Consider the following 14,963-nt stretch of genomic DNA (forward strand, 5'->3'; position numbering starts at 1 on the left):
GCAACAGCTCTCTAAATATTTAAATTCATCATTTAATTCGAGCAACAGCTTTCCGCTTTTTCTTCTTTGAAAGCTTCGCGGGGCGTTAATCCAAGTAGTTCGAACATCATTTTATCTTCATCGAAAGTAGGATTCGGTGTTGTCAATAATTTTTCACCAGTGAAGATGGAGTTGGCTCCAGCCATAAAGCAGAATGCCTGCTCTGCCACGCTCATCTCGGCCCTCCCGGCGCTGAGCCGAACCATTGCTTTCGGCATCAAGATACGTGCCGTAGCGATCATGCGGGCCATGTCCCAAAATTCAACTTTCGGTAAATGTGCTAGCGGTGTACCTTCCACGCGCACTAAGGCATTGATCGGAACAGAATCTGGATGCTCAGGCATGGTAGATAAAGTATGCAACATTCCCAGGCGATCATCATGTTTCTCGCCCAAACCGATAATGCCGCCGCAACAAACCGTTACACCGGCTTTGCGCACGTTATCCAGGGTATGCAGACGATCATCGTACGTACGGGTAGAAATGATATCGTTGTAATGCTCCTTAGATGTGTCCAAATTATGGTTGTAGGAATACAATCCTGCATCAGCCAATTTTTGAGCTTGCTCTTCTGTAAGCATGCCCAGCGTGCAGCAAACTTCTAACCCGATTGCATTTACGCCCTTGACCATGTCTAGCACGCGGTCAAAATCGCGGTTATCGCGTACTTCCCTCCACGCTGCACCCATGCAAAAGCGTGTAGATCCGGCGTCTTTCGCTTTCTGTGCGTAAGCCAATACTTCTTCTTTTTGCATGAGAGATTTTACATCGATCCCGGTATTATAACGAGCCGCTTGGGGACAGTAAGCGCAATCTTCAGGGCAACCTCCGGTTTTAATGGAGAGTAGTGTACAAACTTGTACTTCCCCCGTGGCCTGGTATTGACGGTGTACTGTTGCCGCTTTATAAAGCAGCTCAAGCAATGGCATGTTATATATATCATTTATTTCTGCCAATGTCCAATCGTGGCGTATTTGCAGATCTTCCATATTCGATAGATTTTTGTTGGATAATAATCCTTACAAGTATAAGAAATTTGTTTTCGGGGTAATATTTAACAAGGAATGATATATCAATAAAATAGTATTCTCGATATCATTTTTCTTCACCATTTCCACCGTTGTATGCATGTATCGCAATGGGATGCTGATCAATGCTGATGGCGTACCGTCATTGGCATAAGCAAAAGCATCGGTATCGGTCCCGGTACTGCGGCTGGTAGCTCTTAGTTGGAACGGTATCTTTTCGTTTTCTGCTGTTTTGATGATCAGGTCTCTTAGTATGTTATGTACAGCTGGCCCGTATGTAATTGCGGGACCGTCGCCACACTTGGTTTCACCTTCGATATTTTTATTGATCATCGGCGTGGTGGTGTCATGTGTAACATCGGTGATGATGGCAACATCTGCTTTGATACGTTTGGCGATCATCTCGGCGCCACGTAACCCTACTTCTTCCTGTACAGCGTTCACAATATATAAACCAAATGGCAATTTTTGCTTATTTTCTTTCAGCATGCGGGCAACTTCCGCGATCATGAAGCCACCGATCCTATTGTCAATAGCGCGGCAGATAAAATAATCGTAGTTTAGTTCATCGAAACCATCTTCAAACGTAATCACGTTGCCGACCTTGATGCCTAGATCCTCTACTTCTTTACGGGATCTAGCGCCGCAATCGATGAAGATATTGTCTACTTTAGGCTGTGGTTCTTTTCCTTCACCGCTTTTTAAACGGGTATGGATCGCGGGCCATCCGAAAACGCCTTTTACCACACCTTTTTCCGTATGGATATGCACCCTTTTGGCAGGAGCGATCTGCTGGTCGGAACCACCGTTACGGATTACGTAAATCAAACCTTCAGGAGAGATGTAGTTAACAAACCAACTAATCTCATCGGCATGAGCCTCGATAACAACCTTGAACGGTGCATCGGGGTTAATAATACCCACCACGGAACCGTAAGGATCCACGATATGTTTATCAATATAAGGCGTCAAATATTTCAACCAAACTTTTTGTCCTGCTTTCTCAAAACCTGTCGGAGCAGCGGTATTGAGATAAGTCTTTAAAAACTCCAAGGATGATTTGTTCAAGATCGATTTCTGTTTCTTTGCCATAGCTCTTCGAATTTTGCGTTACAAATGTAAGTATTCTAAACGAACCCCGGGGTGTAATAGTATTAAGGTTAAAATATGTAAGAATGCAGAAAATGCCATCATCCCGTCTAATACGAAATAATAAACATAATCATTAGTATTTTTTTGCGCAAACTTGCGGATCGTGGCTATAATAATCACGGGAACCAGCAGCGTGGCTACGATCCAAGTAGGGGTATGGGGCAGCAACGAAATTGCTGCGATTCCAGATACCGCCAGGCAAGCAAAATACAACATGAATAGGTGACGGTCATCCATGTAGGTGATTAAGCTCCTGATACCTGCTGCCTTGTCGGGAACCTTATCCCTCCAGTCAAACAGGATGCAGATTGCATAAATTAGGAAAAAGCGGTGTATGTTCAAGGCTAGGAACGGGAGCCATTCCCAATTTCCGGCTATCAATCCGGGTAGCGTAGTGGTTACGTAAGTCCAGACAAATGTTAAGAACAAGGTTTTACCGAAGGCCACCTTTTGTAAATGCCGGGCCAGCGGGTGTGGGATTTTCGGGGCGGAATATAAAAAGGTCATTACCATGGCGATGGCGATCCAGAACCAATGTTGTAATAAGGGTATGACGTAATAGGCCGATGCCAGTCCTCCCAAGATCGTAAAAGCCATTTGCAGCCTTCTCTTTCCCGCGCCCCATTGTATCCGGTGCGATGCATCCAGGCTCACGGGGGTAAGGTACCAGTGAAAGTTATAGCTGCAAAGTGTGGCGAAAAATACAAACTTGTAATAGTCCGTCGCGTCATAATTCAGCGCTAAAAGCACGTTTGTTTGCCAGGTCATGCAGACTGCGCAAATAGCGATGTAGATAGAGCTGAATAATATGAAGTTAAATAATGCCTTGAACATGGCCTTAATTACAATGGTATATTACCATGCTTTTTCCGTGGCATATTGACCACTTTATTTTCCAACATGGCAAATCCTTTTATGAGTTTAATCCTTGCTTGATCCGGTACGATTACTTCATCTATATAACCCTTTTCCGCGGCAAGATAAGGATTGGCGAAACGTTCCGTGTATTCGGCAACCAACTCATTCATCCGTTCTTCCGGGTTAGGGGAAGCATCTATTTCCTTTTTATAAATAATTTCAACGGCTCCTTTTGCGCCCATTACAGCAATTTCTGCCTGGGGAAATGCAAAATTCAAATCAGCACCGATATGCTTGGAATTCATTACGCAATATGCGCCGCCGTATGCCTTGCGCGTGGTAAGCGTTAATTTAGGTACGGTGGCTTCACAAAGGGCGTATAAAAGCTTGGCGCCGTTGGTGATGATCCCGTTCCATTCCTGGTCTGTTCCCGGTAAGAATCCTGGAACATCTACTAATACCAGCAAAGGTATATTGAAGGAATCGCAAAAACGTGTGAACCTGGCGCCTTTTACAGAAGCCTTGATATCCAACACGCCGGCCAGGTGGGCGGGTTGATTGGCTACAATACCAATGCTGCGGCCTGCAATCCTGGCAAAACCCACGATGATATTTTCTGCATAGTCCTTGTGAACTTCGAAAAAGCTTTCAGCATCTACCAGTTCCTCGATCACCTCTTTCATATCATAGGGCTGATTCGGGTTCGAAGGGATGAGCGTGTTCAAAGCTTTCCTGGATTCATTGCCCGTCGTATACGGGTACATGGGAGCTTTATCTTCGCAGTTTTGCGGGATATAACTTAATAGCTGCTTGATATATTGTATACATTCAATCTCGTTGGAACAAGCGAAGTGGGTCACGCCGCTTTTAGAAGCATGTGTTTGTGCGCCGCCGAGTTCTTCGGAAGTAACTTCTTCATGGGTCACCGTTTTCACGACATTAGGACCTGTAACGAACATATATGAACTATGTTCAACCATCATGATAAAGTCCGTTATAGCAGGTGAATACACTGCACCACCGGCACAGGGGCCCATGATGGCAGATATTTGGGGAATTACTCCCGATGCTTTCGTATTTCTATAAAAAATATCCGCGTAACCACCGAGGCTTACAACGCCTTCTTGGATTCTCGCGCCACCGCTATCGTTCAACCCGATTACCGGGGCGCCGTTTTCTATGGCCAAATCCATCACCTTGCAGATCTTCTCCGCATGGGGTTCTGAAAGGCTACCGCCATACACGGTAAAATCTTGTGAGAATACATATACTAAGCGACCGTTAATTGTTCCATAACCCGTTACTACGCCATCACCAAGAAATTGCTCTTGCTCGGCTGTAATACCTTTATTCCGGTTACGTACTAGCATACCCAATTCTTCGAAAGAACCTTCGTCTAATAGCAGTTGCAAGCGCTCCCTGGCGGTCAGCTTCCCTTTCTTGTGTTGCGAGTCAATACGTACTTGTCCACCGCCTAATTGGGCTGTTGCCACTTGCTGCTGAAGTTGTTCGATTTTATCCATGGTTTTCTAATATGAGGGGTAAAGCTAAAAAATAAAAAGGATACCCATGGAGGTATCCTTTAATAATTTCGGGGATGGGGAAAGATTATAATGAATGGTAAGCCATTTTAGGGGTGGTAATCGTATCGCTGTAATTCCCTTTACGGTCTTTAACGAAGATGTCGAAATAAACGGAATCTACCTCGGGTTGGTTATCCCTGTTGAAATCGATCATGTTTAGATATAAAACCAGCTCGGCATCGATATCTTTACCGCCGTAAACACCGAGTTCCGGCATTTGGTAAGGTTGATAGTTCCTATCTTCCGGAGGATCGAGGAAACGGATTTTTACAAACGCGGAGTCTTCAATGTCCCCGTCTTTATCTTGAATATTGAGCGTGATACCAAATTTATAATCGGAGGGGAAGTCCAATGTCAGCACATCCGTACTAAATTCCTTGAAGGATATCGCCGGTTTTGAATCCCCGCTACTTTCTTTCGAACAAGCTGAAATAACCAAGATCAAGGCTATGGCAAAAAATGAAAGCAATTTCTTCATATAACAAACCTACATTAATTTAGGAAATATCCAAAAGTTTCGTCATCCGTTAATATAACGGCATAACATCGCGTTTGTTACGTGGCAACCGTAGTATTTTTTAAGCTGGCCCTACCTGCTTCCCTTGTAATTTGAACAATTACCCCCGCGAATCACTAACTTTGCCGGCAACCAGGCTAGCATTTTATGAACGAGGCTTTTATCAACAGTATATTTTCTCTCAAGGAGGCGGATTTCGAGGCAGCTGCCTTATCAATTTTCCGTTACCAATACCAGCAGAATGAAATCTACCGGGCCTATACAGATCAATTGCGGGTGAAACCCCCGGAGGTGAAGGAATTGCAGCAAATACCATTTTTACCAATACAATTTTTTAAGACGCACCGGGTTACCTGCGGTTCTTTCGAGCCTGAAGTTTTGTTTGAAAGCAGCGGAACCACGCAAACGGTCAACAGTCAACATCTCGTAAAAGAAGTTCGTATTTATGAAAAGAGTTTCCGCTTAGCGTTTGAACATTTTTATGGGCGGGCTCAAGGCTACAGGGTAATCGGTTTGCTGCCTTCTTACCTCGAAAGGAAACATTCTTCCCTGGTATACATGGTAAAAGATATGATAGAGCAGAGCGCCCACCCGCAAAGCGGTTTCTACTTGTATGAACATGATAAACTGAAGCAGGTATTACAAGATGAACAAACACCGACCTTGTTGATCGGTGTCACCTTCGCATTGTTGGATTTTGCAGATAGCCACCAGGTGCACTTGAAAAATACGATCATCATGGAGACGGGTGGGATGAAAGGTCGCCGGGAAGAATGGACGCGCGACGAGGTACATAGTTTTTTATCCACCCGCTTGGGTGTGCAAACTATTCATTCGGAATACGGTATGACAGAGTTATTGTCCCAAGCATATTCGAAAGGCGGGGGCAAGTTTGAATGCCCCGCTTGGATGAAAGTTTTATTGAGGGATGAAAGTGATCCCCTGGACGCATCTTTGCAACGCCGGTCCGGTGTAATTAACGTGGTAGACTTAGCCAATATTTTTTCCTGCTCATTTATAGCCACGGATGATATCGGTAAGCTACATCCCGGTGGAAGCTTCGAGGTGCTGGGCAGGTTGGATCAATCTGCCTTAAGGGGATGCAGTTTAATGGTTAGTTGATTTAAATTATTTATACATAAAATTACTAATAACATAAAAAACTTTCATAAGTTCGTGTTTTAGAAACACTACACCTATGAAATTACAAACGCTATTAGCGGCTGCCTTGTTTTTGTGTTCCCCGGCGTTGCGTGCGCAGGTGGTAAAGCCTACGAAGGAATTGCCGCAGCAGAAGAAAAGCACTTCCACTCCAGCAAAGAAAAAGCCGATGCCCACGGCATCCCTGAAAACCAGCGAACATGCTAAAGGTTCTAACGCTTCTGAAAATAATACAGCGGCCAAGCATGCCGTGCAGAAATCTTTGGTAATAAGCGGGGATGAATCGATCTATATTGATTCCGCATTTGAATATGATGTCGCTGTTTACCAGGAATCAGTTCGCTATAAAGGGATGAACAAAGTGAAGAACAGCGGTGAATACATCGTGATTTACTACAGTAGTAAATTGCCCCAGTACAGCATCCAGGTTATAGATAGGGCCACGCAAACGAAGCACCATTTTTACGGGGATTTTAATAACCGTACCCAGGTCAATATGACGGGTTTATACCGCATGGCTACAGGTGATAAGGACTTGATGGATCTAAAAACTATGAACCCCGAATACCCCGGCGAGATCAACCAGCTGACCCAGTTGAAAAAGACCGGCCAAACAAAATTGATTACCGGCGTTGCCTGTGAAGAATATATTACGCACACTAAAAAACTGGATGTAAACCAGGCCAGTGGAAAACATGAAAATGTTACGGCGCATATTTGGATACCGATGGATCCGCGTTCCGTATTCCCAGCCTACGCTTTTATTCCCGACGGGTTCCGCACCGAAATTGAAATCATGAAAATGGAAGGGAATTACCCCCTGGTTGTATTGCCCTTGGAGATGTATTTTGAATACCCGAACGGCGAAAAAGTTTACACCTTTACAACGGATATCATAGAAGGGGAAACGAGGGTTGTGAGTATCGCGGATATTAACAAGTAATTACGTAATAAAAAGCTTACATATCGCTTGATGTATACTTTTTCGAAGGAAATGGTACGCCATTTCTTTCTGTATTTAACGGTCTTGAGCTATCCTTAGCGGCAGCATTTGTTTAAGCTTGATAAAATGGATAATCGATCAAACCTTCCTCTCCCGGTGTGAAATACAAGTGTGGCCTAGCTTCATTTAGCGGCAATTGATTTTTAAGCCTCTCCACGAAATCGGGATTGGCCAGGAATGGTTTTCCAAACGCTACGAGGTCAGCCAGGTTTTGGGCTATTACTTCCTGTGCTTTTTCATTGTCCATCTGCCCGCAAATAATGATACTCCCGTTAAACCTGCTACGCAGCATTTTTAAAAAGGAAGCGGGGAGCTGCGGTTGCGATGAAATATGTAGATAATTAACTTGTAAGTCGTTTAAATGCCCCGCGATGCCACGGTAAGTTTCCACTATATCAGGTTCCGGGTAGGCGCCTATATCCAGCGCCGTATTATACGGGGAGATGCGCACGCCGAGCCTGTCTGCACCGATAGCTTCGCTTAATGCGCTGCATAAATCTAGTAAGAACTTGGCCCTTTTAACCGGGGATCCGCCATATGCATCGGTACGCCGGTTGCTATTCGGACTCAGGAATTGTTCGACCAGGTACCCGTAGGCTGCATGTAACTCGATTCCATCGAACCCGGCTGCTACCGCGTTCTTTGCCGCGGTTACGTGCTCTTCAATAGCGTTATCGATATCTTCTTGATCCATTTCTTTCGGGAGGGCGTAAGGTTGCATCCCGGCCTTATCCGTATAGATATGTCCATTTTTTATAGCGATGGCTGATGGGGCCAGGATGTTACCGCCTTCCGGAATATTATGTGGATGTGCCACCCGCCCGGTATGCATGATTTGCAAGAAAATATGCCCCCCTTTACCGTGTACCGCGGTGGTAACTTGTTGCCATGCCTTTACTTGTTCTTCGGTATAAATCCCGGGAATCCTGCAATAGCCACAACCGTTGATAGACGGGGCTGTACCTTCCACGATAATCAACCCGGCGCTGGCACGCTGTTGGTAATAGGTGCTGATCAGCTCATTGGGGAGATTGTCGATTGCCCTGCTCCTCGTCATCGGGGCCATCACGATCCTATTCTTTAATTGCAGTCTTCCTAGTTGGTAAGGTTCAAATAATTGATGATCCATCGCTACTTTAATCAAAAATTCAATCTGTAAAGATACGGTTTTATCAAGAATTGATAATGTGCCGTTATAGGGGCTTGGATATTAGCCGGTTATATATTTAGTGAGCGTGTTATCGAGCTGATGAATACCGGGGCGCCATAGCTTGCGGGCAGTTGTAATGCTATTAGCAAGAAAAGGCCGGCACTTACGGTTTAGAAAAATGCCAGGTCAACCGGGGTTCACGCGGCTTAGGGGAAGACGGTGTTGCAAATAAGGGGTCAATTTTATCAGGTATTCATTAAATTATCTAAACATTCATCTTTTTATCCTTGTTATAGTTTGCAAAAAGCAATACCCGATGAAAGAATTACTCGCCCTCTTGATGCAGCAAAAGGATGTACCGGCAGTTACGATCATGTTGCCAACGCATAGGACTCACCCTGATAATTTACAGGATGAAATCCAGTTGAAAAATTTAATTAAAACCGCGGAAGAGCAGTTGTATGAAAAATATGAGAAAAGGACCGTTTGGCCTATTTTGGAGCATTTGCAAGCCATCGAGAGCGATATTAACCGCGATTACAACCTGGACGCGCTGATCATTTACGCAACGCCTACCTTTGCTAAGCTGGTTAAGTTGGCTACCGAAGTTACTGCCCGCGTCGTAATCGGTGATTCTTTCGATGTTAGACCGGTCTACAAAGCAATGCAACAGGTGGAGCATTACTATATTATTTCAATTAGCATGCAGAAGATCCGCTTGCTGGAAGCATTTAATAACAAGTTAGTGCAGGAGTTTAGTAATAAGGATTTTCCATTCGAGAATACGCAATATTATACTTCCGATCCGATTAGAAAGGGCCAAGGCAACGTGGAAGATAAATACCTGATGGAATATTTTAACGTGGCAGATAAGAGGTTCAAAACTTATTACTATAATAACCCCTTGCCGGTTGTATTGGCAGGTGATTCCTGGAATTTATCACATTATCCGCACCAGATGGATATCAAGGATATCGTGATGGGTACCTTGGAAGGTAGCTACGATCATACCGATCCGGGAGAATTGGTTAGGATGGTTTACCCCGTTGTGAGCCAGGTTATTAAAGATCGCCAATCTGCCTATTTGCACCAAATTGAAGCAGGGCAACGTGCACAAAGAGTAATGGACGATTTGAATGATATTTACCGGGCCGCGACCGGGGGCAATGCTGAAAGCCTTTACCTGGAAAGAGACTTTTTTCAACCTGGCCGAATAAAAGATGGACTCATCTCGGTATCTCAAGAAAAAGATGCTCCCGATGTGGTGCTGGATTTGGTGGATGCAGTTGCGAAAAGTGGCGGCAACGTGGTTTTCATGGACCCAGGTACGCTTTCAATTTATAATGGCGTTGCATTGGTAACCAGGTATTGACGATAACCGGATTTTAATATTGGATAGCCCGGGGTTTAAGCGTCCCGGGCTTTTTTATTGCCGGGTGTCGGCAGAATATCACTAAATTTGCGGTTCAATTTTATATAAAGATGTCATTTAGATCCTTAAATATCAATACGCCGTTACTGAATGCTTTGGACGAGATGGGCTTGGAAACGCCCACCGCGATCCAGGAGAAGTCTTTTTCCGTTATCATGTCGGGTCGGGATGTGTGCGGGATTGCGCAAACAGGCACCGGGAAAACCTTTGCTTACTTGGTTCCAATTCTTAGGCAGATGAAATTTACGAAGGAAAAGAACCCTTCCGTATTGATATTGGTACCGACGAGGGAGCTCGTTGCGCAGGTAGTGGAAGCATCGAATAAATTGAATGCCTATACGAGCTTTAAGACCATCGGCGTATTCGGTGGCGTTAATATGAACCCGCAGATGGAAGCCGTGAAAGAGGGCGCGAATATTATCGTGGCCACACCGGGGCGATTATATGACATCGTTTTGAGCGGCGCTTTAAAGTTGAAGTCCGTCAAGAAATTGGTAATAGATGAGGTCGATGAAATGTTGAACCTCGGCTTTAAAGTTCAACTGAATAATATCTTGGACTTGCTGCCACCCAAGCGTCAAAATTTGCTTTTCTCTGCTACCTTATCCCCGGAGGTAGAAGAAATTATGGATACCCATTTCGAGTTCCCGGAACGGGTAGAAGCTGCGCCGGCCGGTACTCCTGTTGAAAATATTTTGCAACTTTATTACGGGGTGCCGAACTTTTATACCAAGGTAAACCTCTTGGAATATTTATTATCGAACGATGAAAGTATGAATAAAGTTCTCGTGTTCGCTAGTACGAAGAAAATGGCCGATGAGCTTTTTGAAGCCTTGTTGCCCAAGTTTGAGAACCAGATGGGCGTGATGCATGCCAACAAGGATCAAAAATACCGCTTCAACACGGTTAACCAGTTCAAGGAAGGAACCTACCGCTTCATCATCGCAACCGATTTAGTTGCGCGCGGCATCGATATAGAAGGCGTATCCCATGTCATCAATTTTGATACCCCGGATGTCCCGGCGAGTTATATTCACCGTATCGGTAGAACCGGCCGTGCCGATAAAAAAGGCGTGGCAATTACATTCACTAGTCCCGCGGAGACGGCCAACAAGGAAGCGATTGAAGCATCTATGGGACAATCGATCGAGAAAGTCGAATTCCCGGCTGAAGTGACTATTGAAACCCGCCTTACAGAAGACGAGATGCCCAAGATTCCCGTGAAGAACCTGCCTTCGGCAAAACTACCGAAATGGGAGCCCGGTGGACCTGCATTCCATGAAAAGAAAGCCAAGAATAAAAAAGTAAATCGTAAAATCAGCCATGCGGATAAAATGCGGGTAAAATATGGCAAACCCAAAACGAGAGGCGCTAAAAAGAAGTAATATTTATTGACTTGTCAATTTATGATAAGGCGCAATGAACGGCTTGTTCGACCCATAATCTTTGTTCATTTCGTTCATTTTTATATTTAGGGTTGTTTTATAGCTAAGCTTGCTCCCGAATTATTTTGAATTTCGTTAGATTGCGTTTAACAAACCAATCACTATGAAAACGAGAAAACATTGTTTGCGCTGCCTGCTTGTTCTTACATTTCCCATTTTAATTTGGAGTTGTAGTAAAGATAGTGATGGCGAACCTTTACCATCGGATCTTCAGACATTGTATTCAGCAGCAGTGAAGGATGCAATGGTGGCGGAGGATGATGAAATCGCGAATAACCTGATGATTCTTTCCGGTTCAAACCCGGCTGTAAAGTGGAAAACCATTCATGGCCAGGAGTACGTATTGATGGCTACTTATATGAAATACCCCGGTAGCTATCCGGCAGGGGATTCTATTACCAATACCTGGGGCGAGTCCTGGGTATTTGTACCTGGACAGATGAAGACGAAGTTAAATGGTCGATTCACGGCAAGCTCCGATACCACGTTAAGAATTAATCAATTGTTAGGATTACCGCCTTTAGGGGAAAACAGTAATACACATATCGCGCAAGTATGGGTGAAGTTATCCAACGTTTATAGGCCGGCAGGGAATCCAAGCGTGCTAACCAATAGCGCTACTTATAATCTTGTTGATAATGTTTCGCAAGAGTACGCCACTTGGTTCGATAACTATATCATCTTTGCGTATTACCGTAGCCTGGTGTCAGCTACCGCTTACCACTACCCTTGGACGCGGATGGGCTATACTTACGATTGGGCGCCGGGAGAGTCTGAAAAGAATGGTCTGAGCGAGTTTGTAATCATGCCTAATTCCGGATTATGGGTTGAGAGTGTACAAACTGCCAGTGCCTTTCTTGCTGCGCAATAGCTATAGTCGGTGAGGCCGTTCGGAAATTCCGATAATATAGCGTGCGGGACGCCTGATAATTAAAACCATATTCCCCGGAAGTCTTTTATTTCCAGGTGAATACCGCGATCCGTAAGAGAATATTTACGGATTTGCGCTACTATCTATCCGCGATTCTCAAACAATTCTTTAAATATCTTTATGGATCGAAAACCTGTTTTTACTTTTAAGCCCAGCCATGAACTTAGATGCCGGCATTTGCTAGAGGGCAGTCAGGAGAATAATTCCGGCAGTTTTTAGACTGGATCCAGGAATTTACCATGCGGTAGTATTTGGAAGTTATCCCTATCTGATTTACCAGGGGCAGGATGAAATAGTAAATAATTTTGAAGGCAAAGTGTATCTTCAAGTTATGGTTATCCTCATACAAAGTACAGATCAAGTAGGCTTGGTAGCAGCTATTTCAAGTGTGTTAGCAAAGCAGGGGTGGAACATCATTTCCCTAAGGGAATACGTGGATCCGTCAACAACCAGGTTTTTTATAAGGATAGAGACATCCGGCCAGGTTAATGATGCGGAGGCCTTGTTATTGCAGCGGGAATTATCGGGGATTTTGCCAGCCACGGCTACCGTCCAGGTGAACCCGATCGCACTTAAAAAAATAGTGGTAATGGTTACCAAGGAGCATCATTGTCTTTCCGATTTATTGGTGCGCCATCATTTTAAAGAATTGGGGGCATCTATTCAATGTGTGATTGGAAATCATCCTGATTTGGAGGATTTGTGCCAGCGTTTCGATGTGCCGTTTTATGCAGTCGCAGCAGAAGGGAAAGATAAAGCCGGTTTCGAAGCAGGTATTACAAGTATAATCGATCAATACCAACCTGACTTTATAGTCTTGGCAAAATTTATGCGGATATTAAGCGCTGCATTTAACGCGAAATATCCCTTGAAGATTATCAATATCCACCATTCATTCTTACCGGCTTTCATCGGCGCTAACCCGTATAAACAGGCATTTGAAAGAGGTGTGAAGTTGATCGGCGCTACGGCACATTTCGTTACTGATGATCTTGATGAAGGGCCTATTATCTTCCAGGAAATAATTCCTGTAAACCATACTTACAATGCCCAGAAAATGCGCCAGGCCGGCAAGGAAATAGAGATGGCAGTATTGGCGAGGGCTTTGCAATTAGTATTCGATGACCGGGTGTTCGTATTTAGAAATAAAACAGTGGTATTTGATTAACCGGCAATTAAAGTTCTCAATTGGACAAAGCGGGTGGGGAGGCGTTCATTTTTGCCATGAGGTTTCCTTTGGGAAGGCCAATCCTGATGCGGGTTCCCTGGTCAACCTTGCTTTGTATATCGATGGTGCCATTATTTGACTTGATAAATTCTATACAAAGCATTAAACCAAGACCGCTGCCCCTTTCTCCATGGGTACCGTAAGAAGGGGTGCTGTTAAACGTAAACAGCGATTTCAATTGCTTGCTACTCATCCCTTGGCCATGATCCATTACCTCGATAATAGCTAGGTCATCTTGTTGAAAGAACGCAACTTTAACCTGTGACCCGGCAGGGCTGAATTTAATGGCGTTGCTAAGTACATTACGCAGTATTACTGAAACCTGGTCCCGGTCAGCGTATACAGCTACCGGTTCTTGATGTTCGATAAGTAGTTGAATGTTCTTTTGCTGTAGTATCATCTGGAAAAAACCAATTACCTCGTTCAGTAAGGGATCTATGAGGAAATCTTGCGGTTGCGTTTGGATGCCTTTCATACTTTTGGTGCTCCAGCGGAGTAGGTTATCCAAGGTGCCCCCGAGTTGTGAAACCTTTTGGTGCAAGGCAGCCGCGGCCTCTACCATCTCTTTTTCCGGGTATTCTCCTTTTTGAAACATCTCCAGCAAAACTTCCAATGTGGCCAATGGGCTACGGATATCATGCGCCACGATGGAGAACAATTTTTCCTTGTCCTTGTTCATGTTAGCAAGGGCTTGCCGTTGATGCTCGATTTCCTTCTGGTAATCGGATTGAATATATTTGAAATAGGCCAATGCAACGGCAATGAAAGAAATAGCCATTCCCACGTTGACCCAAACCCTTTGCGTAGGAACGGGATCTGCCCAAACCTTATCCTGGGGCATAAAAATGATAAAGAGGAAGGCGGTAATAATCAACATACTTAAACCCGTAACGATCCATTTATGATCATATACGAGGATGGAAACGATCAAGATATTAAGCAGGAAGTATTCGGAACCATTATGAAAATATACACCCGTAAAAGTGTATAAAAGGATACTTAAAATAATCATTTGGAACCTTGCCGTAACGTAACGCCTTGATTGGTGCAGGAAAAATACGGCAATACCTATCGAGGTGGTTGTGAAATTGACTATTGAAAGCAAGTACCTGCCTTGGTAAACATTTAAGCAGCCGAAGTAAAACATAAAAGGTATACAAGGGATGGTAATCAAGTTCAGCAACTTGGTGCGCCGCGATTCGATAAACGGCATACCCTCATAAACACCTACGTTGACGATGTAGTGCCAGGTACGTTTTGCAAATCGATATAAGGTAGGGAAAATGGCCATCTTGTTAGCAAGGCAAAGATAGTCGGAAAATTGACTTCCTGTGAGTGGGGATTTGTTAAAAAATACAGAATTTGACAGTTGTTTAAGAATACTGCAAACCGGGATACCGCGCACTTGTACGCCAATAAAATATGTTGTATTTTAT

The 14,963-nt window shown here is 44.2% G+C and carries 13 protein-coding genes; 6 read left to right on the forward strand and 7 right to left on the reverse strand.

Going from position 1 to position 14,963, the window contains the following annotated elements; all coding sequences use genetic code 11:
• Positions 1 to 32 precede the first annotated feature (32 nt).
• The 5 genes from bioB to COR50_RS12960 form a co-directional block, all read right to left on the reverse strand.
• Positions 33 to 1,028 (reverse strand): biotin synthase BioB, encoded by a 996-nt coding sequence (gene bioB / locus COR50_RS12940; protein WP_098194374.1) that lies wholly within the window; start codon positions 1,026 to 1,028, stop codon positions 33 to 35.
• Between the two features lie 30 nt (positions 1,029 to 1,058).
• Positions 1,059 to 2,159, reverse strand: coding sequence for a M42 family metallopeptidase (locus COR50_RS12945; RefSeq protein ID WP_098194375.1), 1,101 nt, complete (start codon positions 2,157 to 2,159; stop codon positions 1,059 to 1,061).
• An 18-nt stretch (positions 2,160 to 2,177) separates the two neighbouring features.
• On the reverse strand, positions 2,178 to 3,053 hold the full coding sequence (locus tag COR50_RS12950) for a UbiA prenyltransferase family protein (protein ID WP_098194376.1): 876 nt from the start codon (positions 3,051 to 3,053) through the stop codon (positions 2,178 to 2,180).
• 8 nt (positions 3,054 to 3,061) lie between these two features.
• Positions 3,062 to 4,600, reverse strand: coding sequence for an acyl-CoA carboxylase subunit beta (locus tag COR50_RS12955; RefSeq protein WP_098194377.1), 1,539 nt, complete (start codon positions 4,598 to 4,600; stop codon positions 3,062 to 3,064).
• An 85-nt stretch (positions 4,601 to 4,685) separates the two neighbouring features.
• The gene (locus COR50_RS12960; RefSeq protein ID WP_098194378.1) at positions 4,686 to 5,138 is read right to left on the reverse strand and encodes a hypothetical protein; all 453 of its coding nucleotides are present in this window, start codon (positions 5,136 to 5,138) and stop codon (positions 4,686 to 4,688) included.
• Between the two features lie 186 nt (positions 5,139 to 5,324).
• Between COR50_RS12960 and COR50_RS12965 the strand changes: the two genes are divergently transcribed.
• Entirely contained in the window at positions 5,325 to 6,299 is a 975-nt protein-coding gene (locus tag COR50_RS12965) for a LuxE/PaaK family acyltransferase (RefSeq protein ID WP_098194379.1), read from the forward strand.
• Positions 6,300 to 6,375: 76 nt separating this feature from the next.
• Entirely contained in the window at positions 6,376 to 7,281 is a 906-nt protein-coding gene (locus COR50_RS12970; RefSeq protein ID WP_098194380.1) for a hypothetical protein, read from the forward strand.
• Positions 7,282 to 7,393: 112 nt separating this feature from the next.
• Here the strand turns inward: COR50_RS12970 and COR50_RS12975 are convergent, their stop codons facing one another.
• Positions 7,394 to 8,470, reverse strand: coding sequence for an alkene reductase (locus COR50_RS12975; protein ID WP_098194381.1), 1,077 nt, complete (start codon positions 8,468 to 8,470; stop codon positions 7,394 to 7,396).
• A 337-nt stretch (positions 8,471 to 8,807) separates the two neighbouring features.
• Between COR50_RS12975 and COR50_RS12980 the strand changes: the two genes are divergently transcribed.
• The 4 genes from COR50_RS12980 to purU all read left to right on the forward strand — a co-directional run bounded on the left by COR50_RS12980 (position 8,808) and on the right by purU (position 13,467).
• Complete coding sequence (locus tag COR50_RS12980; protein ID WP_098194382.1) at positions 8,808 to 9,863, forward strand: baeRF3 domain-containing protein; 1,056 nt, start codon at positions 8,808 to 8,810, stop codon at positions 9,861 to 9,863.
• Between the two features lie 110 nt (positions 9,864 to 9,973).
• Positions 9,974 to 11,308 (forward strand): DEAD/DEAH box helicase, encoded by a 1,335-nt coding sequence (locus tag COR50_RS12985; RefSeq protein ID WP_098194383.1) that lies wholly within the window; start codon positions 9,974 to 9,976, stop codon positions 11,306 to 11,308.
• Between the two features lie 163 nt (positions 11,309 to 11,471).
• The gene (locus COR50_RS12990) at positions 11,472 to 12,239 is read left to right on the forward strand and encodes a hypothetical protein (RefSeq protein ID WP_098194384.1); all 768 of its coding nucleotides are present in this window, start codon (positions 11,472 to 11,474) and stop codon (positions 12,237 to 12,239) included.
• Positions 12,240 to 12,630: 391 nt separating this feature from the next.
• The gene (purU, locus tag COR50_RS12995) at positions 12,631 to 13,467 is read left to right on the forward strand and encodes a formyltetrahydrofolate deformylase (RefSeq protein WP_098194385.1); all 837 of its coding nucleotides are present in this window, start codon (positions 12,631 to 12,633) and stop codon (positions 13,465 to 13,467) included.
• A 16-nt stretch (positions 13,468 to 13,483) separates the two neighbouring features.
• Here purU and COR50_RS13000 read toward each other — a convergent pair whose 3' ends face one another.
• The gene (locus COR50_RS13000) at positions 13,484 to 14,818 is read right to left on the reverse strand and encodes a sensor histidine kinase (protein WP_098194386.1); all 1,335 of its coding nucleotides are present in this window, start codon (positions 14,816 to 14,818) and stop codon (positions 13,484 to 13,486) included.
• Positions 14,819 to 14,963: the final 145 nt, after the last annotated feature.

Origin of the sequence: Chitinophaga caeni (assembly GCF_002557795.1) — a bacterium.
GTDB classification, from domain to species: Bacteria; Bacteroidota; Bacteroidia; order Chitinophagales; family Chitinophagaceae; genus Chitinophaga; species Chitinophaga caeni.

Bases quoted from the DNA above. Each gene is read 5' to 3' on its own strand.
- bioB (WP_098194374.1), bottom strand. From the start codon at position 1,028: ATGGAAGATCTGCAAATACGCCACGATTGGACATTGGCAGAAATAAAT.
- COR50_RS12945 (WP_098194375.1), bottom strand. From the start codon at position 2,159: ATGGCAAAGAAACAGAAATCGATCTTGAACAAATCATCCTTGGAGTTT.
- COR50_RS12950 (WP_098194376.1), bottom strand. From the start codon at position 3,053: ATGTTCAAGGCATTATTTAACTTCATATTATTCAGCTCTATCTACATC.
- COR50_RS12980 (WP_098194382.1), top strand. From the start codon at position 8,808: ATGAAAGAATTACTCGCCCTCTTGATGCAGCAAAAGGATGTACCGGCA.
- COR50_RS13000 (WP_098194386.1), bottom strand. From the start codon at position 14,818: ATGGCCATTTTCCCTACCTTATATCGATTTGCAAAACGTACCTGGCAC.
- COR50_RS12985 (WP_098194383.1), top strand. From the start codon at position 9,974: ATGTCATTTAGATCCTTAAATATCAATACGCCGTTACTGAATGCTTTG.
- COR50_RS12960 (WP_098194378.1), bottom strand. From the start codon at position 5,138: ATGAAGAAATTGCTTTCATTTTTTGCCATAGCCTTGATCTTGGTTATT.
- COR50_RS12965 (WP_098194379.1), top strand. From the start codon at position 5,325: ATGAACGAGGCTTTTATCAACAGTATATTTTCTCTCAAGGAGGCGGAT.
- COR50_RS12975 (WP_098194381.1), bottom strand. From the start codon at position 8,470: ATGGATCATCAATTATTTGAACCTTACCAACTAGGAAGACTGCAATTA.
- COR50_RS12970 (WP_098194380.1), top strand. From the start codon at position 6,376: ATGAAATTACAAACGCTATTAGCGGCTGCCTTGTTTTTGTGTTCCCCG.
- COR50_RS12990 (WP_098194384.1), top strand. From the start codon at position 11,472: ATGAAAACGAGAAAACATTGTTTGCGCTGCCTGCTTGTTCTTACATTT.
- COR50_RS12955 (WP_098194377.1), bottom strand. From the start codon at position 4,600: ATGGATAAAATCGAACAACTTCAGCAGCAAGTGGCAACAGCCCAATTA.
- purU (WP_098194385.1), top strand. From the start codon at position 12,631: ATGGTTATCCTCATACAAAGTACAGATCAAGTAGGCTTGGTAGCAGCT.